Origin of the sequence: Anaerotruncus colihominis (genome assembly GCF_010206195.1) — a bacterium.
GTDB lineage: Bacteria > Bacillota > Clostridia > Oscillospirales > Ruminococcaceae > Anaerotruncus > Anaerotruncus colihominis_A.
The window spans coordinates 85,536-106,182 of the sequence record NZ_VIQT01000002.1; the positions used below are offsets into that span (position 1 = coordinate 85,536).

General features: G+C 43.4%; 29 protein-coding genes. 3 read left to right on the top strand and 26 right to left on the bottom strand.

Translation table 11 applies throughout. From position 1 onward, the window contains the following. Positions 1-155: 155 nt before the first annotated feature. From FMM72_RS00540 to FMM72_RS00650, 23 genes are all read right to left on the bottom strand, one after another. The gene (locus tag FMM72_RS00540; protein WP_162220228.1) at positions 156-1,193 is read right to left on the bottom strand and encodes a sigma-70 family RNA polymerase sigma factor; all 1,038 of its coding nucleotides are present in this window, start codon (positions 1,191-1,193) and stop codon (positions 156-158) included. Positions 1,194-1,345: 152 nt separating this feature from the next. After that, complete coding sequence (locus tag FMM72_RS00545; RefSeq protein ID WP_162220229.1) at positions 1,346-1,633, bottom strand: DNA-directed RNA polymerase subunit alpha C-terminal domain-containing protein; 288 nt, start codon at positions 1,631-1,633, stop codon at positions 1,346-1,348. A gap of 19 nt (positions 1,634-1,652) precedes the next feature. After that, positions 1,653-2,045 (bottom strand): hypothetical protein, encoded by a 393-nt coding sequence (locus tag FMM72_RS00550; RefSeq protein ID WP_162220230.1) that lies wholly within the window; start codon positions 2,043-2,045, stop codon positions 1,653-1,655. Further along, on the bottom strand, positions 2,042-2,425 hold the full coding sequence (locus tag FMM72_RS00555; RefSeq protein ID WP_162220231.1) for a Panacea domain-containing protein: 384 nt from the start codon (positions 2,423-2,425) through the stop codon (positions 2,042-2,044). Before FMM72_RS00555 ends, FMM72_RS00550 begins: the two co-directional genes overlap by 4 nt. Positions 2,426-2,466: 41 nt before the next feature. Then, positions 2,467-3,012 carry a hypothetical protein gene (locus FMM72_RS00560; protein WP_162220232.1) on the bottom strand — a complete coding sequence of 182 codons (546 nt, stop codon included), beginning with the start codon at positions 3,010-3,012 and terminating at the stop codon, positions 2,467-2,469. 111 nt (positions 3,013-3,123) lie between these two features. Then, positions 3,124-3,702: an SANT/Myb-like DNA-binding domain-containing protein gene (locus FMM72_RS00565; protein WP_162220233.1), complete on the bottom strand. Its 579-nt coding sequence runs from the start codon at positions 3,700-3,702 to the stop codon at positions 3,124-3,126. A 58-nt stretch (positions 3,703-3,760) separates the two neighbouring features. Beyond that, positions 3,761-6,127 (bottom strand): SF1B family DNA helicase RecD2, encoded by a 2,367-nt coding sequence (recD2, locus tag FMM72_RS00570; protein WP_162220234.1) that lies wholly within the window; start codon positions 6,125-6,127, stop codon positions 3,761-3,763. Positions 6,128-6,133: 6 nt separating this feature from the next. After that, positions 6,134-7,276, bottom strand: coding sequence for a YqaJ viral recombinase family protein (locus tag FMM72_RS00575; RefSeq protein WP_162220235.1), 1,143 nt, complete (start codon positions 7,274-7,276; stop codon positions 6,134-6,136). 45 nt (positions 7,277-7,321) lie between these two features. Then, positions 7,322-8,491, bottom strand: a complete 1,170-nt coding sequence (locus FMM72_RS00580) for a hypothetical protein (protein ID WP_162220236.1) — start codon at positions 8,489-8,491, stop codon at positions 7,322-7,324. A 442-nt stretch (positions 8,492-8,933) separates the two neighbouring features. After that, positions 8,934-9,380, bottom strand: a complete 447-nt coding sequence (locus FMM72_RS00585) for a hypothetical protein (protein ID WP_162220237.1) — start codon at positions 9,378-9,380, stop codon at positions 8,934-8,936. A gap of 67 nt (positions 9,381-9,447) precedes the next feature. After that, positions 9,448-9,810 (bottom strand): hypothetical protein, encoded by a 363-nt coding sequence (locus FMM72_RS00590; protein ID WP_162220238.1) that lies wholly within the window; start codon positions 9,808-9,810, stop codon positions 9,448-9,450. A 45-nt stretch (positions 9,811-9,855) separates the two neighbouring features. Continuing rightward, positions 9,856-10,758, bottom strand: coding sequence for a site-specific DNA-methyltransferase (locus FMM72_RS00595; RefSeq protein WP_162220239.1), 903 nt, complete (start codon positions 10,756-10,758; stop codon positions 9,856-9,858). Between the two features lie 63 nt (positions 10,759-10,821). Next, entirely contained in the window at positions 10,822-10,962 is a 141-nt protein-coding gene (locus FMM72_RS00600; protein WP_162220240.1) for a hypothetical protein, read from the bottom strand. A 44-nt stretch (positions 10,963-11,006) separates the two neighbouring features. Beyond that, the gene (locus FMM72_RS00605; RefSeq protein ID WP_162220241.1) at positions 11,007-11,735 is read right to left on the bottom strand and encodes an N-6 DNA methylase; all 729 of its coding nucleotides are present in this window, start codon (positions 11,733-11,735) and stop codon (positions 11,007-11,009) included. A gap of 9 nt (positions 11,736-11,744) precedes the next feature. Continuing rightward, positions 11,745-12,446 (bottom strand): YodL domain-containing protein, encoded by a 702-nt coding sequence (locus tag FMM72_RS00610; RefSeq protein WP_162220242.1) that lies wholly within the window; start codon positions 12,444-12,446, stop codon positions 11,745-11,747. Continuing rightward, positions 12,443-12,736, bottom strand: coding sequence for a hypothetical protein (locus FMM72_RS00615; protein ID WP_162220243.1), 294 nt, complete (start codon positions 12,734-12,736; stop codon positions 12,443-12,445). The genes FMM72_RS00610 and FMM72_RS00615 overlap by 4 nt, the downstream gene beginning before the upstream one ends. Positions 12,737-13,035: 299 nt before the next feature. Beyond that, positions 13,036-13,986 carry a hypothetical protein gene (locus tag FMM72_RS00620; protein WP_162220244.1) on the bottom strand — a complete coding sequence of 317 codons (951 nt, stop codon included), beginning with the start codon at positions 13,984-13,986 and terminating at the stop codon, positions 13,036-13,038. A gap of 80 nt (positions 13,987-14,066) precedes the next feature. After that, positions 14,067-14,360: a hypothetical protein gene (locus tag FMM72_RS00625; RefSeq protein ID WP_162220245.1), complete on the bottom strand. Its 294-nt coding sequence runs from the start codon at positions 14,358-14,360 to the stop codon at positions 14,067-14,069. A 281-nt stretch (positions 14,361-14,641) separates the two neighbouring features. Then, a complete protein-coding gene (locus tag FMM72_RS00630; protein WP_162220246.1) occupies positions 14,642-15,025 on the bottom strand; it encodes a hypothetical protein in 384 nt (127 codons plus the stop codon). Between the two features lie 31 nt (positions 15,026-15,056). Then, the gene (locus tag FMM72_RS00635) at positions 15,057-15,488 is read right to left on the bottom strand and encodes a hypothetical protein (RefSeq protein ID WP_162220247.1); all 432 of its coding nucleotides are present in this window, start codon (positions 15,486-15,488) and stop codon (positions 15,057-15,059) included. Positions 15,489-15,545: 57 nt separating this feature from the next. Further along, complete coding sequence (locus FMM72_RS00640) at positions 15,546-16,085, bottom strand: stage V sporulation T C-terminal domain-containing protein (protein ID WP_162220248.1); 540 nt, start codon at positions 16,083-16,085, stop codon at positions 15,546-15,548. A 19-nt stretch (positions 16,086-16,104) separates the two neighbouring features. After that, positions 16,105-16,317, bottom strand: coding sequence for a hypothetical protein (locus tag FMM72_RS00645; protein WP_162220249.1), 213 nt, complete (start codon positions 16,315-16,317; stop codon positions 16,105-16,107). Positions 16,318-16,632: 315 nt separating this feature from the next. Continuing rightward, positions 16,633-16,920: a hypothetical protein gene (locus FMM72_RS00650; protein WP_162220250.1), complete on the bottom strand. Its 288-nt coding sequence runs from the start codon at positions 16,918-16,920 to the stop codon at positions 16,633-16,635. A gap of 352 nt (positions 16,921-17,272) precedes the next feature. On the opposite strand from FMM72_RS00650, the gene FMM72_RS00655 reads away from it, so the two are divergent. The 3 genes from FMM72_RS00655 to FMM72_RS00665 are packed head-to-tail and all read left to right on the top strand — an operon-like array spanning position 17,273 to position 18,517. Beyond that, entirely contained in the window at positions 17,273-17,953 is a 681-nt protein-coding gene (locus tag FMM72_RS00655) for a hypothetical protein (protein WP_162220251.1), read from the top strand. A 15-nt stretch (positions 17,954-17,968) separates the two neighbouring features. Next, a complete protein-coding gene (locus tag FMM72_RS00660) occupies positions 17,969-18,220 on the top strand; it encodes a hypothetical protein (RefSeq protein ID WP_162220252.1) in 252 nt (83 codons plus the stop codon). A 12-nt stretch (positions 18,221-18,232) separates the two neighbouring features. Beyond that, positions 18,233-18,517 (top strand): hypothetical protein, encoded by a 285-nt coding sequence (locus FMM72_RS00665; protein WP_162220253.1) that lies wholly within the window; start codon positions 18,233-18,235, stop codon positions 18,515-18,517. Between the two features lie 87 nt (positions 18,518-18,604). Here FMM72_RS00665 and FMM72_RS00670 read toward each other — a convergent pair whose 3' ends face one another. From FMM72_RS00670 to FMM72_RS00680, 3 genes are all read right to left on the bottom strand, one after another. Beyond that, complete coding sequence (locus tag FMM72_RS00670; protein ID WP_162220254.1) at positions 18,605-18,997, bottom strand: HEPN domain-containing protein; 393 nt, start codon at positions 18,995-18,997, stop codon at positions 18,605-18,607. Between the two features lie 166 nt (positions 18,998-19,163). After that, positions 19,164-19,481 carry a hypothetical protein gene (locus tag FMM72_RS00675; RefSeq protein ID WP_162220255.1) on the bottom strand — a complete coding sequence of 106 codons (318 nt, stop codon included), beginning with the start codon at positions 19,479-19,481 and terminating at the stop codon, positions 19,164-19,166. 51 nt (positions 19,482-19,532) lie between these two features. Then, on the bottom strand, positions 19,533-20,399 hold the full coding sequence (locus FMM72_RS00680; RefSeq protein ID WP_162220256.1) for a hypothetical protein: 867 nt from the start codon (positions 20,397-20,399) through the stop codon (positions 19,533-19,535). Positions 20,400-20,647: the final 248 nt, after the last annotated feature.

A 20,647-nucleotide genomic window follows, 5' to 3' on the forward strand; every position in this document is an offset into this window, starting at 1 on the left:
GCAATTATGCCTTACTATTTGAACCAGCTTCCATACCCATGATAGAGGCAGGAGCCTTACTTAGCCCCCTGTGGGAGCAAAAATACATTTGAACAATTAAAATTGTATGCTGGATTTTTTCCAGTGTCAACCCCTGTCAAACGATAAAGGAACCTTTAAGCCGTTCTCTTCATGGGCATCCTGGACTTAGAAACGAAAGTAATTTCCAAAACATCTTCATATACATCCATCACAGCGGTATAGCCTACATCTGCATCAGCAATACAGATCGACTCTCCGATGCGTACTTCATTAAGAATATAGTCGGCAGCCTCTTCATTGGACAATGCCCTGCAAAGGCTTTCTTCCAGACGATTGTTATTTTTTACAGGAAAATCAAAAATAGGATTCTTAGCATACTTCAGTTTGAAAGGGCAACCCAATAACTCTACAGTATATTCCTTCCGAAAACTGTCACTGGCTGCATTTTGCAGGAACATTGGGTGTCGCTGCAACACCTTGCGGCCGGTACTGATAAGCGCAGTATAAGATCTGACGCTAATCTCCAATGCCTGGGCAATCTCTTCCTTAGAGTATCCTTGAAGATTCATAGCCAAAGCCTGAACCGCCTTTTTTTCTTTGAGAGAGCTGAGAGTGTCTGATACATCCCTCATTATTTGGAATATTTCAGAACCATCCGAAGCAAAGCTATCCTCCTCGCTGACAGATAGCATCTTCTGAGCAGAAGATGCTGTTTCAAGCAGTTCATCAAGATAAGCAGGGTTATTTTTATCTTGATTCTTCCGGACTGCTTGATACATACCGCGGCGAATCACTGTGCTGGCATAAGTTGCAAATGTGAAGCCCTTGGAGGGATCAAACTGCTGTGCAGCTCTCCACAAAGCCATCAGGCCAGCTTGGTAAATATCATCTTCGTTGATGGAGGTCACCCCAGATGTGCGACGCAACCAATACTTAACCAATGAAATATTGTCCTTGATGACCAGGTTTATTTTATCCTTGGGACTGGGCATGATTTTCTGGGTGTTTTTCATAGAAAAGACTTCGCAACCTTCAATGCCCATATCATAAAAAACAAGCTGTCCTTCCAAAACCTGGTGAACTTTTTGAGAGTAGACACTCCGCTTAGCCGGGGTAGAATTGGTTATTTTAGCAGTGGACTCCGGCGAGCGTATATTCTTTTTAGTTTTCATGGCGATACGCTCCTTCATTATATATTTTGGCCTCAAACTGAGCCTAATTTTTTTACCTTCTATAATAAATTATAGCATCGTCCAAAGGCATTGTCATGCGTAAATTTTGCGAAAAAAGCCGGAGGGTGCTTTCTCGGCATCCTCCGGCTTTTTTATTTTCCTTTAAATTGTCGCTTCATATTCGATAAAACTATCCCTATTTCCCTTATAGATTCACTGTTAAGATTTCTGATTTCGCGCAGTTCACCAAGGGGTGTTTGGAGCAGATCGGAAACGGTTCTCCGGCCACTACGAACCAAAGCGTTGTATGTACGGGTGGAGAAACCCAAATGCTCTATGCTTTCCAATCCATCAGAAAGATAAACTGTGTGCAAAATCTTATGTTCGCTTTCCTCCTGGTTTTTATATTGCCTATGTATGTTTGTTTTTGCCAGTATCACTGCTATAACAACCTCCTATTCATGCGATCTTCTCTTTTTCTTCAATGATTTCGACACCAATATAAGATTCATTATGAAAAAAATGAGCCACACCTGTTACATAACGCCGGTCATCGTCTGCAATAATCCAACCTTTCAGTGCATCCAGAATCATCTTACCCATCGCTCCATGATTATCTAAATCTAACCGATCATTCCAGTAAAACACGATCATTACCGGCTTATGTATAATATGCCGGTTGATTCCCTGGTGCCGCAATTCTACATGTACCAGCTGGTGCCAATAATCGGCATCTCGCTTTCGCTCTCTCCAATGTTTTCCCTCCCAGTAAGCATTGAAACCATATCGTCTGCTCCATTCTGCTCGGCCTTCTTTTGTGTTTGGATATGGGATTTTAAATATCGTTTTCATTGATCTACTCCATCTTTTTCAATGTATGATTGTTGTGTCAAATTAGTCAATTCCCAATGGGATTTATTTCTAAAATCTTCCACAACGGAATCAATAATCAGTTTATCCTCAGCATCAAGAGAAACCGGAACTGATAAATCCAGTGTGATTAACATGGAACCAAAACCAGAATACCGATAATAGACCTTTGGTATAACTGGTCCAAATTTCCATGTTTCGATATCATCCTCAAATGCTACCCTGTTTTTGCTTTTTAGAAAATTTTTCTGAACAAAATAGAGAATATTTTGAAGCTGCAAATTACTGATTGGCAGTTCATCGGCAATACATTTTTTCACAACATATCGTGCAATTTCTACAGCGTCATATTGCTTTTTCATTCCTCTTTAATTCTCCTATTCTACCTATCTTTATCATGGGTTTATAGGCGTATATCTTCATGCCGGATTTCTTCTGAAACGATGGAATGGTCGATCTTCAAATTTTCCAGCATATCAGCGGTGATAGCTTCCCCGTTTTGTGGGGTGTAAAAATAAAAATCATATTTTGCACCTTGGATAAATTTTCGGCTCTGTTCATAAACGAAGAATACTTTTTGGCCAGTTTCAGTTTCAAAAGTGACCTGTTTGCTACCGTGAGAAGTTGAATTAGAAGCAGGGCCTGCTATCAATTTGGGTAAATTCTCAAAGAAATTCAATGACCGAATCTCTGTGCAGCGCAGGCGAAGCACAAAATAGCCTTTCTTTTTTGCGATGTAGAGCAGCCTGACCCCTTGAAATAGGCAAAGTATTGCAGCAACTCCGGCCGGCAGTATAAAAGTTGAACCTGTGTTTGTTGCCCAAGTGAATACAGCACTTACTCCAAGCAGTGCCGCTGCCAGGATGCACCAACCAATAGCTCTATCTCTGAAAAAACGCGGAATAGTTTCCGGAGTTGAACTTTGATTTGGTTCTATCTGTTGGAACATACATATCTTCCTTTCATTTTCTTGTTCATATAAATATAGGATAGAAAATTAAAAAAAGCGACCCGTTTTATCATAGAAAAAATCTTCCCTGAATAGGGAGGTTTTTTAGCTTTAGAGTTTCCGCTTTCTAATTTCATACCTTATTGCTCTTGCTGCACATGCTTGTTTTGTCCGTCTGGGAAGCCGTTTTGCAACATTCCACCCCTCTATGGGATAATACTGCCGAAGAATTGTAGCTTCCTCTTCTGTCCAGCTATTCTTTTTGGTGTGAGATTTGAGTCCCCATCCATTTGCTCTGGCAACACAAGCTCCCTTTGTTCTTCCGGGTAGTCTCTTAGCGACATCCCACCCCTCTATGGGATAATACTGTCGGAGAATCGTATCTTCCTCCTTTGTCCATTTAATAGGAGCACTAAGCCCCCAATGACTTGCTCGAAGCTGACAGGCTTGCTTTGTTCTTCCTGGCAGTCTGTTGGTAGCATTTGATCCCTCCACAGGATAATAGCGCTGGAGAATCGCATCTTCCTCTTTTGTCCAAGCTGTTTGTGTTTTGAGGTTCAATGTGCTGGCTCTGACAGCACATGCCGACTGCGTTCTTTCGGGGAGCCGGTCAGCAACCTTACGCCCTTCTGTGGGATAATACCGCCGGAGTATTGCATCTTCTTCCGGTTTCCAAGCACTTTTTCGCATATTTTATAACCTCCCTCAGTATATGAAAAAAGGAGGCCCTTTTGGGGCCCCCTTCAAATTACGCTATCAGGCAGCGTGGCGCTGCAGCTTCTCTCAAGCGTGTTTTCAACAAAGTGTTCCGTTTGGTGGTATCTTCGGTCCAGATGGCATTGCGCACCGCTGCTGCTTGTCCAAACAGGCAAACAATCTCCTTTCCACGGGTAATACCAGTATAAAGAAGATTTCTGCGTAGCATGTGTACCTGGGACCACAGCACTGGTATCATCACTGCCTTAAACTCGGAACCTTGACTCCGATGAACAGTAATGGCATATCCCAGTTGGATATTCTCCATGTCCTCGGGATAATATTCTTCAATTTTCCCTTCATCAAAATCAAATTCAATTCCCACAATATAGGAATTTTCTTGTTCAGGGTCTTTGCGTATACTTCTGATGATGCCCATATCGCCATTGTTGGCCTTATCAGTATTTTTTGACTGAATTACTCTGTCTCCTACATAGTAGGAGCGATTTCCAACGGTGAATTTAGGAATATCCCGGCAATTTCCAAACAAGTGCGCTTGGATACGCCGATTCACCTCTCCAGCAGACGCTGTTACAGTTTCTCGCCGGGGGCAGAGGATCTGCACTTCCTTAATGCCATATTTCTTTACAGCTCTCAGATAGCAGCTGATCATCTTGTCCTGGGCAATATCATCGCCATTCGGATCAATGTCGAGGTTTGCAGGCATATTCTTTGATTTCGGCCTCTTGGTAAAGGGTGTCTGGAAGAAAGCAAACTGTGCCATACTGGTTTCTATCTTCACATCTCCCAAACGAATTTTCTGAGCATTCTTGACAATCAGGCTTGTTTTTCCCTGGCGGTAAATTACATCAAGCCGAACAACTGGGATGATATCCGACTCAATCATATCTTTGAGCACCGCACCAGCCCCCACAGAAGGCAACTGATCAATGTCTCCGATGCAGACAAACTGTGCATGTAGGGGGATTTGCTTTACCAGTTTGGCCATGATGCTCATATCTGCCATAGAACTTTCATCCATGAAGACAAAGCCAATCTCGTCCGTCAGAAGATTTTCTTCCGAATATGCATATTCGTCGTAATCATCTCCTGGGCGAATGCCCAAACCCTTGTGGATTGTATAAGCTGGTTCATTGGCGGACTCGCTCATACGCCGGGCAGCCTTCCCTGTAGGGGAAAGCAATAGCACACCAGGAGCATCTTCTTCATAATTCTCCGCCACCTTATTTTTGTATAGCCACAGCAGAATCCTGAGAATCGTTGTTTTTCCGGTGCCCGGGCCGCCAGTAATCACACAGACTTTGTTATTTAAAGCAGCCTTAATCGCTTCGGTTTGTTTGGGTGCGAGCTGAATATCAAATTTTTGTTCAGCTTCAGCAATTTTCTTGTCCAGTTCATCTGGGGAAAATCGTCTCCGCTTATCTAACGGCTGATTTAAGAGGCGTACCAGCTGGCGTGCAACAAAATCCTCATTTTCATAGTCGGTTGTCCGATATATAATTTGATGCCCTTCTCTGTCATTATCTGCGGTAATTTGGCCATTGATCTCCATAATCTGTAACTCCGAAAAAACCACATCGTTTGTCACCCCGTTTCCAGGCAGCGCTCTGCTGTTTAGCAATTCCAAAGCTCTCGCTGCCAAATCAGCGCTTTTCATATACAAGTGCCCATTTGAATTGCTTTCCTTCAAAACAGTGTCCACAGCCGCCTGGATACGCAAAGGGGAGTCCAATGGCGTTCCAAGCCTGGCTGCAATGGCATCCACCGTTGCAAATCCAAATCCATGAATTTTGCTGAGTTGGAACGGCTCTGTCTGTATAGTGGAAAGCGTATTCACAGGGAAAGCCTTCTGAATTTTTTTGATTTTGCTTAGGTTGATGTCATACTGGGAAAAGAACAGAACCATATCCTGAAGTTCAACCGTTTCTTTCACACTTTCAATGATGCAAGCCACCGTAGAAGAACCAATACCTTTGACCTCACGCAGCCGTTCTGTCTGCCGTGTGACTATCTGGATAGAATCCTTGCCAAAAACCTTGTAGATGTTCTCAGCTGTTTTTACGCCAATTCCCTTATACAATCCAGAAGACAGATATTTTATGATTCCCTCCTTATTGGTTGGAGGCTCTTCATAAAATGAGCTAACCTTAAAGGCAAAACCATCCCGCCCTTGATTTTTTACCCATTGTCCAGTGAATCGAACAACTATGGTGTCATTTTCAGGCAGTAAAGAACCTTTTGCTACAAAGGTCTGATCCTCCCTTACAGCAAGGGGGAGGCCATCGGCCTCCCCAACAAGCGTGTATAGAACGATGCGGTATTGTTCATCATTTCCCCATAGGCGTCGCTTAAATCGCCCTCTTACAATGGTGGAGTTCTCCATATTATGTTCATTCATATAGCTTTATACACCCCTTTTCTGCTTTTGTGTTCTCGATTTTTTCTGTTTGCTTCGGACAGTGAAGGTGTTGCTTATCGAAGTGGTAATGAACCCCCCTTCAACAAGCTGGTTATACATCTCCGGCTGCTCTTTTTGCAGTCTCTCCATATTATCCGATGTGATAGTTCGTCTTTCTGTTTTGCTGAAGCCGGCGTTGTAAGAACGATAGACACTCTCCAATACGCCGGATTGATACTGATTGCCCAGCATAGCAATCAGAGGCAGTTCCACATTATCCCGTTCCGCTTCTTTGCGCTTCAGCTCAGCGTTCATCTGGCTAATCTCTTCTCGTATGGAAAGCGATTGACGGAACACCTCAGCGGCATGAGCCGGAAACTGAAAAACCTGACAATCATTTATAGCGTTCTTTCGGTAATGGCGGATCAGCGCTTTCTTAAACTCCGAAGCATAAGGCCCCAGAGCCTCTGTAGGCGGAACCTGCTTCAGAACATGTTCTTCCCAAAATTCTCGAACCACCAGAGGGATTGTTTCCTGGTCCTCTTTGGTCAATTCGCAAACATGGTACACCAGATCCCGTTGCAGAGAATTTCCGCCGCAGCTATACCCAATGATGCAATGCTTCAGGCCACGAACCAGCATACCAAATTTGCTCTGTGCAATATGGTCGTTGCCAGCAGCCTCTTTGTATGCCATATACTTGGAATAGGAGCAGGTTTTTCCCTCAAACAAGATAAGTTCCCCTTTTTTGAAAAGCTGTCCACAAACTACACGATCTTCCATCATTTGAAACAGCCCGTCAATATCCACTCGCATGTATGGATAAAGGGTACTCTCCACCATCCTCTTATCCCGTATGGGTCTGGCGCCAATTTCAGTGGCGATTGTTTCGAGGATGACTGGTTCCAGCGCGTGGCCAATATCAAAACGATACTTTTCTTCCAGTGTGATTTCCGATTTCACCGCATGGGGATCTATCTTGTCTTCATAGATGTCGATTGCAGTTTTGAATCCGGACAACCCAACAATAGCAGGGTAATCCGATCCACAAACCGCCAACTTTCGTTCCCGCAACCATTCTTCATGGGGAATTGCTTCGGTGTCCTCCAGGACAACAATAAAGGGGGTATTTTTGAGTTTTTTAGCCATGTCAGTAATCCTCCATAGATTCTCATAAAAAGCCAAGAAGGGCGCTTAAACGCCCTTCTTGCCAATGTATTTATCTTTATAGCTATATTGTCCAGGCAGATCGTGTCCAGTGAAATCGAATTTCAATGCACGAGCAAAGCCCTCTCTGTATTCCGCCAGCTTCTTTTGGCTCTTCTCCTCTCCCATTACAAGAGACAGTACATCGCTCAGAGAAGCATACACATCATAGGCTGTCTGTGAACGATTTCCCCACATAACCTTTCTGCTTTCATAGATCACAGCACCATATTTTGCAGGGATTTTAAGCCACTTATACATGCTCAGAAGCACATTTGCTGGATGTTCCAAGGTTGTGTCCAATAGGTTACGAATGCAGTCGTTGGCATCCTGAAATCGCTTATCAATCAGGGCCATTGTCGATTGCAATTTTTCCATATTGGTGTTTCTGTCATGCTCCAGTTTTAGCGGAAGGCAATAGGCCAGTCCGCAGCGGTCGCCTTTCTGACGCATCTGAGGGGAGATTGTGATAGCCTTGCGCCCGCAGTCAGAGGTGCTCAGGGAAACACTTTGCTCATACAGGATATCGCTGGTTGCAGAGTCAAAAGGAACCTCGACCCTGCATTCTCCTGTATTCCAGACAGCGAGAGTATGGTCGTGAGAGTAGCTCCCTCCGACAAACTTTGCTGGTGTTCCTTGTGCAAAATAATCTGCAGCCAATTCCATCACTGTCTCAGCGGGAAACAGATTATATTTCCGCCCAAGGATGGCTTCGATTTTTCTATTATTGAAAATCAGAAGTCCATCATTGTCCGCATAGGCAGCATAATTGTTGAGGTGCTGTGCCAGTATAGCCGCCGGAATACTCTCCAAGGCATCACCGGAAATACGCAGCCGCTCGTAGATAGAGGCCATCGCTGTATTCCGTAACATGTAGGGGCAGCCATCAATCTCAAGATAGAGCTTTGTCCCATTTTCAATGCTGTCATTAACAACAGCAAGAAAATCTTCGTCGCTATCGAATATATTGGAGGCTTCGATAGCGGTCGGCAACGGCTTAAATACCAACTGCTTAATTTTAATAGTCTTTGTCTGCCGCTCCATATTAAGGGTGTTCAGCAGTTCCAGAAAAATTTCTTCATCCCTGCAGCTTAGAGAAAAACTGTCCTTATAGGACTTTTCCAGGCTGATTTCTGTGTTTGTCATTACATTAGTCATTTCATTTCCTCGCTTTCATCATTTGGGGTTTATTCGTTTTCTATATATAAAAAGCGCCCATCTGACCTGATGGGTACTTGAATTGGCAAAGAAAAAAGGCACAACTGCGTCCGAAGACGCAATTATGCCTTACTGTTAATACCAGCCTCCATACTCGCAGAAGAGCAGAAGCCTTACTTAGCTCCCAAAGGGAGCAAAAATCACATTGGAATAGCTAAATTGTAGTCGGAATTTTTTCCAGTGTCAAGTATTTTGGCTACCAAATAGCTTTAAAAGGGTCGCTTTCAGTGAGCGATTCAAGCCGTTTATAGTCCTGGTACTCTTCGTGTTGATATTCTTTGTCCAACAAGGCAAACATCTCCTTACTGGTTGTCTCTTTTCTTCTTCCCATAACTTTGTGGCGCCTTGTAACTATGCAGGGCTTTCCTCTTTTTTTGTTATATTAGCCACCGTTTTCTACGGACTGATAATCTATGTTGATTTCTCTGTCGGTGAGAATCCCAATATATTTTCGGTAAATGGCATCCAACTTCTCCTTAGCGAGTTGCATATCGTTTTTATCCATGTTCCAGGGGTAAGATGGCTCATAGATAAGGTACTTTTGGTCATTGAAGTCGTTACAGACAGTAAGAATAATACCTTCTGTTTCTTGAATAACCAGCCGGATCAATGTAGCCAATCCATAGCAGCCAAAATCTTCGTCCTCAATCGCAGTGAAAAAATCATCCGCTGTTGGTTCTAAAATATCTGACTCTCTAAAATAGGACTGAACCGTTCCCTCCAGCTGTGGTGCCATATGGACAAGGAAGCACAGTTTTTCTACGATTACCTCCCCAATATCGTCTACACAGACACCGTAGCCATAATTATGCCATGTTGAATAACTCATTTTTACGCTCCTTCTCAAAAATAAAGTAACCCTGGATAGAGGTTCCAGGGTTATTTTGATCGTCTTCTTATTTCCAAATTTGGCGCATGAACGGCAGAGCTTTCTTCATCCGTTGAACCGCTGTGTAGTACCGGCTTCCCGGCTTTGCATCGCCATGTCTCTCAACATATCGTTCCATCGTTTTCAATGTTGCGGGACCATAGCCAACAGCATCCAAGATCACCTGTGCTTCGTCAATCTGGATGGCTTTCAAGGTATCGACCTCGATATTTCTGCCGCCTTGAAAGGGCTGTCTAGCAGAAATTCTGCACAAAGGCAGATAACCAGGCGCCATATTGCGGCCGATATTCCAGATTTCATACCCAAGCGGCACAAAATCCACAAGCTCAAAGGTGTATTCTCTATTGGTGATAGTGCGTTTATTGCTCATAAAAATTCTCCTTTCAAACAAAACCGGCTTTTCCTTTTCAGTTTCTCACGCTGCTGGAGCGTAGTTCCATACACCACGCTCCTGGCTGCTAAAGCAATCCTCCTTTTGGAGAATCTGCCGTATTTTTTCTTTCCAGTGTGGGTTGTCTTTCGTCTTCTTGTGTCCTTCAACAGCTTTGTAAATATCCGCAAGTGACGCCTTTCCGCCAAGCCTGTCCATAACAGCTGCCACAACATCCCTCCAGGTGCTTGTTTTAATGTCGCGCATATCAGCGGTGGCATTACGGGTCATCTGAACAGGGAACACCATCAAATCATCTTTTCGAATAATCAGAAGGTATTCATGTTCAATGGGGATAAAGTTGTTGTTGCTGTAATTCTGTCTGTCAGACCAGCAGTTGTGTTGCGCCTTAATTACGATATTTTCAATCGTCCCAGGCTTTGCCAATTCCAAAATCATAGAATACAGCTTTCCTTTTTTCTTAATGTCACCCACCAAAGTTGCCATTCTACCACCTTTTTCCAGGGTAGAGAATTGTTTTACCATACAGTAATTCATCTGCTTTACAAACTCTTCCCAGGGCTGCTCCCTGGAAAGGTCTGTTGCTCTGGGGTCAAAGCCATAGGCTTTCTCCACCAGTTCAGCAGAATACTGCTCCCCAGCATACTTGATGATATTCCAATATGGAGGATGCCAAAAGATAAAATCGGAACGCAGTGGGATTTCGCAATTCAGCAGGTCAAAGCCTCTGTTTAGGTCAAAACAATTACTCTGGATTCCCATACGATAGGCCACATCTTCAGTGGTTCCGCTGCCCACCATAAAATCTGATATTTGCTTGACCTTGAACTGCTTGATAAGATCTTCAATCAGTAACCCTGAACAATTTCCGCGATAGGTATTTTTTCCATCGCTTCCCCTATCTGGGTAAGATACTATGCTTCTCATGTATATTTGTCCCCTTAAAGCAGAGAGGCCATCCTTAAAAGGCGGCCTCTTATATGTTTTCTTCTAATCTTCAGAGATGCCAATACAGGCAATAGGAATAATATCAAAATTATTATTTCCACCCAGAATTTCTCCAAGAGCTTCCTGCGCCTCTGCATTCAGATCTTCCCAGAACAGCTCAATATGGTCTTCATAAGTAAGCATCGCTTTTTTCTCCTTTTTTATAATTTAGATAGCACAGCCTTCGCTCAATGCTTTGTTTCTTCATCAATAAGCGATTTACTTATCAATGAAATATAGGCTGGTGTGAACCAGTAATTGGTTAGGTCATCTCCGGAATGAATGGGATCTGAAAGAGAATCACCTATCTTCACAATGCCAGCGCACCCCAATATCGAAAGCTGGATATAGCACATTAGACCAACAATATAGTCGATGTCCTGTGCTACCATTACTACATGATCTTGCCAATGCAATGGGCTTTTAGCTTCATACAGCGCCCTTTCAATCGCATTACCTGCTGCAATCAGTGTAGCGCCGGCTCCGCAAGCTGGGTCATTTACAGTGATATACCCCTGTTGATGAATTTGTTCAACAAGTTTTTCTCCGTTTCCCATACTCATTGCTCCCATCATTTTGCAAATGCTATATGGCGTAAAAAACTGTCCTTTCCAGTGATTGTTTAAGCCAAGCTCCATGTAGACATCTCCAAGGAAATCCTGATCCGGATTTGTCCGCAAAGCACTTACTGTGTCTACAAGCAGCTCGACAAATTTACTTAGTTCTTCAGGAGTATATTGGGCAGCGGTCTTGCCGTAGAGGTCGTTCCTCTCTTCAAAATGCGTCAGGTCTATACTGTTGGAAATTGAAGTTGCAGACATGATAACGAAGTCTCTCCAGATTTGCCAGTTCATATATTTCCCTGTAAGTTGCGAAATTTTTCGTGTAAAAGCTGAACGGATTCTTTGACTCTTCATATATCTACCTCATAGATATTCAAAAGGTATGTGTTTATCTGTATACCTTTTTTCAAGAGCAGCGAAGTTTTCAAAGCTGAAAGCACCATACCGTCTTTTAATGCCGTAATTGGTTTCCTCATACAGCACTTCCTGTGGTATTGAACAGAAGCCGGTTTCAGCAAACAAGATTTTGGGGCGAGTAAGAAACTCTTTCTCCCTCCACTTGCCCTGTTCATCATGCCAATACACGAGTTTGTACCCAAGCTGGCATTGGCTATACCTGCAGCGTTTCAAGACCATCTTGGAACACCGAATGTTCTCGAATCCATATTCATCAAAAAAGGCTATCGAGAAATTTCCACAACGGGTGATCTCTTCTTTCTGAAAATCGTGGTTTACGATAGGCAGCATCGCTCTCTTCTTGTCAAAATCAACTTCCACATGACCAATCATATTGCAAAAATAGAACATGCTGCACCCAGGAGCGGGGATAAACTCTACCACATCGGATACTGACATAGAGCGTCCCGTATATCCCTCTGGATGGGCTAAATTGAAGATGAAATATACATCCTCTGGAGTAACAACATCCAAATCCCCACAATACACCGCTTCATATCGTTCTGCAGGGATTCTGCCATCACTTTTTGCCAAGATGGTTTTTAAATCTTCAAACATTAGATGGTCCATGTCCAGTTCGGGAATCAGTTGATATAATACTACTTTCACTGGAGTTCACCGCCTTCTCTCTCAGCCAATCGGATAAGTTCCTCAATCTCATCATCCGAAAAGTTCACACTGCAATAGTCATAATCTTCCTTGTCTTTCATTGGGGAAACCCAGACGGTCGTATGCTGAGGGTTGGGGTCTCCTGTTGGAAACTCCACACTGATTGCCGCTGCATCTGCCTCTGGGTATCTCCCGTTAAGCATTTCTTTTGGTGCCATGAAATACAATATCGTTGTCCCAGACACCTCGTTTACATGCTTTTCTTCAAATTCAATTCTTTTGTTGAGCATAGATTGGCTCCTTTCAAATCTCAGGTTTATGTTCGTTTTCTATATAAAAAGCGCCTGTCTGACCTGACAAGCACTTGAATTGGCAATAATAAAAAAGGCATAACCGCGCCATTAGACGCAGCTATGCCATGTTGTTTGAACCAGCTCCCCAAGCCACCTGAAAAGGGGCTGGAGCCTTACTTGACTCCCAAAGGGAGCAAAAATCACATTAGAATACCTAAATTGTAGTTTGGATTTTTTCCAGTGTCAAGCACATCTCTTAAAAATCAAAGTTTTATGAGTTCTCATTTTTGTTGCAATTAGGCTTTCTGAACCGCACCAATCAGGGCGTTCAGGTGTTGAAAGACTTTTTGCGAACACCGGCAGCCTTTGGCGCTCATAAATGTAAGATGTTCACACTTCCCATCCTCAATGGTGATGCTGGCCAACTTTTTATTGATCCAACCCTGGGTGCGAAGCGGAACATCTACTTTGAACTGCCGCATGAGGTAGTTAATCATGGAGTATGTGTTGGTGTTGTAGCGGCTCTGATAAAAGCACACTTCGTTATTTTTCAGAACACCGCCGGTCCGAAGGATATGGAGCGCATCTGCAACAGCCTGTTCCGCCATACGGTTTTGCGCCTCACAGTATACCTGTTCTTCTGCCTCTCGCTTGACCTGTTCCTCCAAACGCTTCCTTCTGTTCTTCTCTTTGTAAATAGCAGCCAGTTCTACACAATGCTCAAGGTCGTTCAGCATCAGAGCACCGATAAAGTCGGGAAAACTCTCTCCACCATTCTCTTTTGCCGTTTGATAGGTAGAGATATGCTGATTCAATAAGGCTTTGATATAGTCTGCCTGAAATACAGGAGAAATCCCCAGCCGCAGAATCTCCTCCCGTTCATACGCCAAAGTCTTATCAAGCTGTTCATCCGCATTTTGGCCTAACTTACGCAGCTCACCAAAATGTGCCGATCTGTTTTCTTTGTTGCCATAAATTTTGCGTACCATAGCTTCAAAACCACAGTGGTCAACCAAAGTGTATTCAGTCATCCCCAGAGGGATAAGGTATCCAGTCTGTTCCACATATAAGAGGTAGGAGTCATTTTGGGCTCGCGGATATTCCTGGTCTGGTTTTCCAGTACCTCTCCATAGACGGTAGGTATCTGTCCCATTGGATACTTCCTGCTCAAAAACAGCCCGCATTCTGCGCCCATCCTGATTGAACATGCCATTATAAAATATCGGGGTCATCAATTTTGCATTCATTTATAAATCCTCCATAATTTTTAATTTAAAAAAGGGAAGTGAGAGGAAATATTCCATCTCACTTCCTAGTGTACTTCTCTTTAGACATTAAAGGGCTCATTATCCTCCGTTTCATCACAACTGCAAATTGGAGAAATCAAGCTAAGATCGGGAATCATTCCAAGGTCTGCCTGATTATTGTTGTAAAGACTGCGGATCTCCTCAATATCATCTATGCTGGGCCTAAACGAGCCATCAACATAATTGTGTTCAGATGGGAGAGGAATATCATCCGGGTCTTCTTCCACATAGCGCAGTGCTTCATCCAATGTGTTCACTTCAACTTCGACCACTCCGCATACTTCCCATGTGACAGGGATTATCCATTTTTTCATTTCAAAACTTCCTTTCCTTAATACCATACATCCCGACAAGGGACAAACTCCACTTGAACATCATCTGCGATTGGTGTGTCAGGTTCCCCGTCAAAGGCATTGTTATGCTTTGTGCAGATACTAGGGACCCAATCCTGACGCGGGTTTACATCAACATACAAACGGCCATCCGCCTCATAAACTGGCCGAGCCCAACTGTCACGACCTTTATAATTCAGTATCAATTTTTTCGATGTATTGTTCATTTTATATAACCCATCCTTTCCTTTGAGCATCTCTTTCTAGTTTGCATAACTGCTGTTTGCCTCTTCCTCAAAAATGACCTCATCCGGGTGAACGATATAATAAAGGGTTTCGACCCAGTATTGGCCAATTTCATGTGTTTCACAATATCTCAGTAGTTCTTCATAGCTTCTGTTGTCCTTATAACCATCGAGCTCTTTACCGCTCGAATTGAGACTTGGATTTACAAGAGCCTCATACACATAGTCGTTCCAGTATCTCGTCATACGATCAATGATATCGGGAACGCTTCCTTGTTCTGCGGGCCATCTTTCTTCGGCAATAGTGCCAAGATACACTTCCGTCTGGTCAATCAGCCGTATCTCGTCTTCCTCGATTACATAATCGAAGTCGATTATCTCTAGCATTTCTCTAAGTGTCACTTACTGTTCCTCCACTAAATACTCTATACCTTCAGTTCTCCATTACTTTCATACCTGTACCATCCATCAAAACGATGTGCGTACAGTCACCCTCCATTTTATCATACAGAAAAATACGGGGACATCCTGCGTTTTTTCCTTCTTCAAGGACATACATCTCGTCGATTTCGGCATCGGGTATTTCAATAGTTGCTAAGGGCAGCAAGATCATATTGAAATCGTTAGGTAGCTCCGCCGTAATGTTTAAAGCGCGGCACTGTTCTGCATTGGCTGTTAAATCAACTAAAACGGAATGGTATTGATCCGGTGCAATCGACACACGAATTTCCCCCTTTTCTGTCATAGCAGACAAACAAACCTCTCCGTTGTCAAATCCTTCGTCCCTGACGCCAGCAGCTTCCAGTGCGGCAACTGCCTGCTGGATGTATTTTTCTGTGTAGCCCTTTCCATTTACCTTAATCATAAAATTTATAGGCCACTATCTAAATAGTGGCCTGTCTCCTTTCACTGTATTATTTCTTTAGTCATCCAATTCCTTTTCCAAAAGCATAGCAGCTACTGAAAGTATCCTGATGTCTTCATCAGTAGCAGGCTTTGGACTCTCTTCGCCCATGAGCAACATTGTACCATAGAGTTGTTCGAACATGGTAATCGGTGCTGCAGCAATAGCTTCAAGGTCATAGTTTTCGATAGGATGGAGCAGGATCGTATCCTTGCCATTCCAGCGATATTCCTTCTGGGATTTCATGACCTCCTCCAACACAGAAGACACCATCTTCCCCATCAGCTGCTTCTTCGGGATGCCGGCAATCGCAATAACTCGATCTGTGTCACAGATAATGACCGGCTTTTTTAATGTGGCGTACAGCGTATCTGCATATTTTTCAGCCACAATCTCAAGAGAAATCATAGGCGAATATTTTTTGAGTATGATTTCGCCATTCTCAGTAAAGAACTCCAACGGGTCACCCTCCTTGAGTCGGAAAGTGCGGCGGAGTTCCTTGGGGATCACAATTCTCCCTAAATCATCAATTCTGCGTACAATACCAGTTGCTTTCATAATGTTTTCCTCCTGTTGATTATATTTCGATTGCAAACAGAGCGTTCAACTCTATTCCATGTGTTCCAGCAGCTGCCAGAAGAGCATCTGCCTTAGACTCTTCACAGTAAATTCCGAGAAATGCAGGAAGCACAGCTGATTCCCAGCCTGCAGCTTGTGAATCAACTGGATCAGAGCGGTTATAAATTTGCAGGTGGCGGGTGTATTCTTCTCGCACAATCACAGCATACATTCCGCATTACCTCCTACTTCTGTAAAGCATTTCCAGTCTTCGCTGAGAAAGTTTACAGTAATATTTTTCTTATCCATGTATCTCTCCTTCTTTCATTACAGAATTTTTATTTTCCTCTGATGAAACCAACTTTCAGAAACATCAAGAAAGGTTTCAGTTTCCAACTCCATTAGGGCAAATTCTCTCCCTGTTCGGTTTGGATCAAATCCTATTACTCGATAGATATAGGTTAGTCCCCGTTCAGAAGTTCGAAAGGTGGTTCCGACAAATACACTGTAAATGTCAGCGGTGCGCCGATCCACAATTTACACCCCCTTATGCCCACTGTCTGGCCAATCGTTCTTTTTCTGAAAGTTGGCTCTTCCTTGGTAACATGGGGCAATCGTGTCGATGATAGCCCAGAAGACCATCATTGACTATACGACCAATCCGCTCGCTGCCATCTGAAGAAATCAGTGGCTGCCCATTAGGGTCAGGCAAAAAATAGATACAGCGGGGATCAACGGGAGTTGACTTAGAGGCCCCCCTTTGGCGAACCCATTTGATTTCTTTTCCGCAATAAGCACAATAGCTCTTTTTCTTAGCTCTTCTGTCCCAAGCCATTTGCTTTCATCCTTTCATCGTCTCGGGTTTGTGTTCGTTTTCTATATAAAAAGCGCCTATCAACCAGGTAGGCACTTGAATTGAAAAACAAAAAAGGCATAACTGCGCCGCTTAGACGCAATTATGCCTTACTGTTAATACCAGCCTCCATATTCCCAATGGGAGCGGGAGCCTTACTTCACTTCCGAAGGAAGTACAGAAACATTTGAACAATTAGAATTGTAGTTGGGATTTTTTCCAGTGTCAATAGAAATTTCCAAAAAAACATGAAATATATTAGTTGCTTTTTCTTGTTTTTTCACTATATTTGAAGTGAACGCTATTCAGATGATTATTTTAATGAGGTGATTTTATGAAAAAAATTGCGGTGTTTCTTATTTGTATCGCCGCAGCTTGTTCGCTGTCGGGCTGCTCCGACAAAAGCGCTGATCTTCAGGTCGATGTTAACCAATCCTACATTCCAGATGCGCAAACTTTACTGGAAGACGCTTATTCAGGACTGAATTATGATACCATTACGGCTACTATTGGTCCTATTCTTCAAAAAACAGAATGGCAAAGTCCCTCAGACATTCCTATGGAAGAGCTGCTGGGATGGTATATCCGATCCAATCCCACCTGCATAACGAAATATCAGGCAGAGAACACTCAAGAACTGCATATTCCTGCCGAAGAATTTGAAAATGCTGCTTTCCAATTCTTTGGCCTGCAAAGTGAGTATCTGCGAAATTCTAATACTTATCATGTCAACGACCATTTCTATACCTTTACAACTCAAGCAGAAGAAGACCTTTCTATCGTGTGCAGCGTTACACGGGCTACCATAAGGGGGGATGAAGTCATAATCTATTTTGATCTTTCCGCTGGTGAGGATGAACCTGCGATTGGAATGCTTACCATCCACAGGAACGGTAATAGCTATCAGGCAATATCTTGCGTGCAGGTCTTGTCTGATGCTTTGGAGGAAGAAGAACACGGGGAAATGGTCTTTATTGAAAAGAAAGTGCTTCACAAGCACCTGGCACAGATATAAATGGAGGTTTATAAAATGTATAAAATTGATGGATATGAGGTAGAACAAATTAAATTACCCCTTTCTGATGATATGGGCATTTACCCCAGACTACAATGGGATGGATGGGGAGTCCATGCCGGCGATGTTTTCCGCGCATGGCTTCCGGATGGCTGGCACGATATTACTCTTGAGGTAAGAGATAGTCCAACTGGCCCCGGTTGTTGGTATATATCTAACCCTGGACTTTCTGATGTATGCCCAATAGGTCTTTGGTGTCAAGTTTAAAAAGAGGTTAAAATGGGATTAAGCACAAGTGCTATTATTACGATAGGAGCAGTCTTTCTTTTCTTCTCCGTTCTCAGCACAGCTAATCGGACGATTTCAAATATTATGATGGTCGTAGGTATTTGTTTGATTGGTGCCATTTTGCTGCGAGTAAAGACTGGTATTAGACTGATTGACATAGAAAAACTGTCCCATGCGGTTATTCAGCAGAGCCTTTCTTTAGGCAAATGGGTACAAAATACTTTTCTGCCACTGCTTTCTGAGGCAGCGCAAGAGATTGAGAGAATGTTGTTGTAAAGCAAAACAAAAAAGGCCAGGCGTTTCTATAACAGAAAACGCCTGGCCTTTTTGAGAACTTCTAATAATGTCTTATGCAAGGTCCTGTTACTTTTCTATGTAATGCCCGGCAGCTTTCAGAAAAGCACTGGCACCTTCCATTTGCTGTTCGGCCGCCTGCTTGGTCGCCATAAAGAAATCTTCATAAGCACAGGCAGAGTTTAATTCAAACGCCTCTTTGAGTGTTGTAGAAAAACGCTCCTCAAAAATCCCTGTTCGAATATACCGGTCTATAAACCTCTCACTTAGGGAAAGGTCCTCTCTCGGCGCCAGGCCATCCAAAGCCATCACCGCTCTCATTCCATGAAAGTAGGCGCGGCAGGAACAGTCGATACTGGTTTCATAATCCCCGTCAAAGAGGATATTCCTGGCAGTGTTTGCACACTGCTGCGCTTTTTTTAGGCGATACCTGGCCAACATAATCCGGTTTTCATTTTGCATGGACAAATACCCCCCTCCGTATGATGTTTCCGGCTTCATTATACGCTATCTTCGTGAAGTTTTCAACCCGAGCAGCCGACTCTTACTCTTTTCTGTCCCCTGGCGAAGATGAAACAAAAAAGCTGGGTAGTTCCCGTTATGGGAACCCCCAGCCTTGTGGAGCATATTAAAAGATGTTGCCGCTTTCTCCCTCAGTCAAAGTGGGAAGGGCAGCGATCAGCTGCATCAGCGCGGACACCTCAACGATTTTTGCCTGAACGCTTTCCAGTTCATCCGCAAGACGAAGGTAGCTTTTGGTGCTTTCCAGTTCATCCAGGTAATCGCTCAAAGTTATATAGCACCTTTCAAAAAACTCCTTTTTCCTGAGCTGCTCAACGGCGTCGATTTCCGTCCATTGAACCGCCTTTTTCAAAGTCTCATAACATTCCTTGTGAATCACCAGACCAGATGTAACTGGTACGCCACAGTCTATACATTGTGCCATATTCATTCTCCTTCATCAGTAAAGTTTATGTTTGTGAAACCAGCGTCTACATCAGATGTGACAGTCTACGATAGTAAGGAAGTATTCAGGGGATATTGCAGAGAGTAGGGTATCCCATTCTTCATTGAATGATTGAAATGTCTCAGCGGAGCCATCATGCATACCCCACCAACCCATGCTGCCTTTTTCATACCACTCTCCGTTGGGATCGACAAGCGCCCATATTTGAAGTTTGGCATTTTCAGTAGCATAGTTTTCCTTTTTTTCGTATAATTCCAGGTAATAGCTCGGTTTGTAGAAAAAGGAAAAGTCCTCCTTTTTCTCTCCATCGCGGAGCGGCAAGCCTTCCACGACAACCTCCCAAAAGCGCTCTGCCCTGGCATATTGTTCTGGATCAACAGAAAAATCAATATCCTTAATCTGAGCTTGGTCATAAAATCCTGGCCGATTACAATAATTACCTTTCTTCGCTTTCAGAAGCCCTGACCATCGGCCGCCAATGCTCCAGTAATCCCATTTTGTATTTGGGTTATACCAGTAGCCGTACCGTCCCATTTCAGAGTCACGCTCGGAATAACCGTTGTACTTATCCATAAACGCCTCAAAGGTAGGATAGGCTTCCTTATGAGGGATATGGATTATCTGGCAATTAGGAGGGATTTCATGGGTTCCGGGGCCAATACCAAAGGTTCCCTTCTTCCGAAAAACCTCGTCCCAAGGATTAAGTAGCTTTCCTTCAGGTGTTTTGACCATTTCCCTGTGCCCAGTTTCATAGTCTTTGCGGTGCTGTTCCTCTTCATCTTCGAAAACCAAGTATTCCTTGGGGCAGTCACCCATATTGTTTTCCTGATAGGGGGCAAGCAGTCTTTCTACATCCTCCGGAGTTTTTGAGATAACTGCAACTGAAAAATGACTCATTGTGATTTCTCCTTTCATAATTCGTGTGAATGTTCGTTTTCTATGTAAAAAGCGTCCACCCAAATTAGGTGGACACTTGAATTGGCAAAAACAAAAAAGGCATAGCTACGCCTAAAAGACGCAACTATGCCATACTGTTGAAACCGGCATCCAGAAACCAAAAGGAACCGGAACCTTACTTCACTTCCAGAAGAAGTAAAAAAACATTTAGTAATTAGAATTGTAAGCCGGATTTTTTCCAGTGTCAA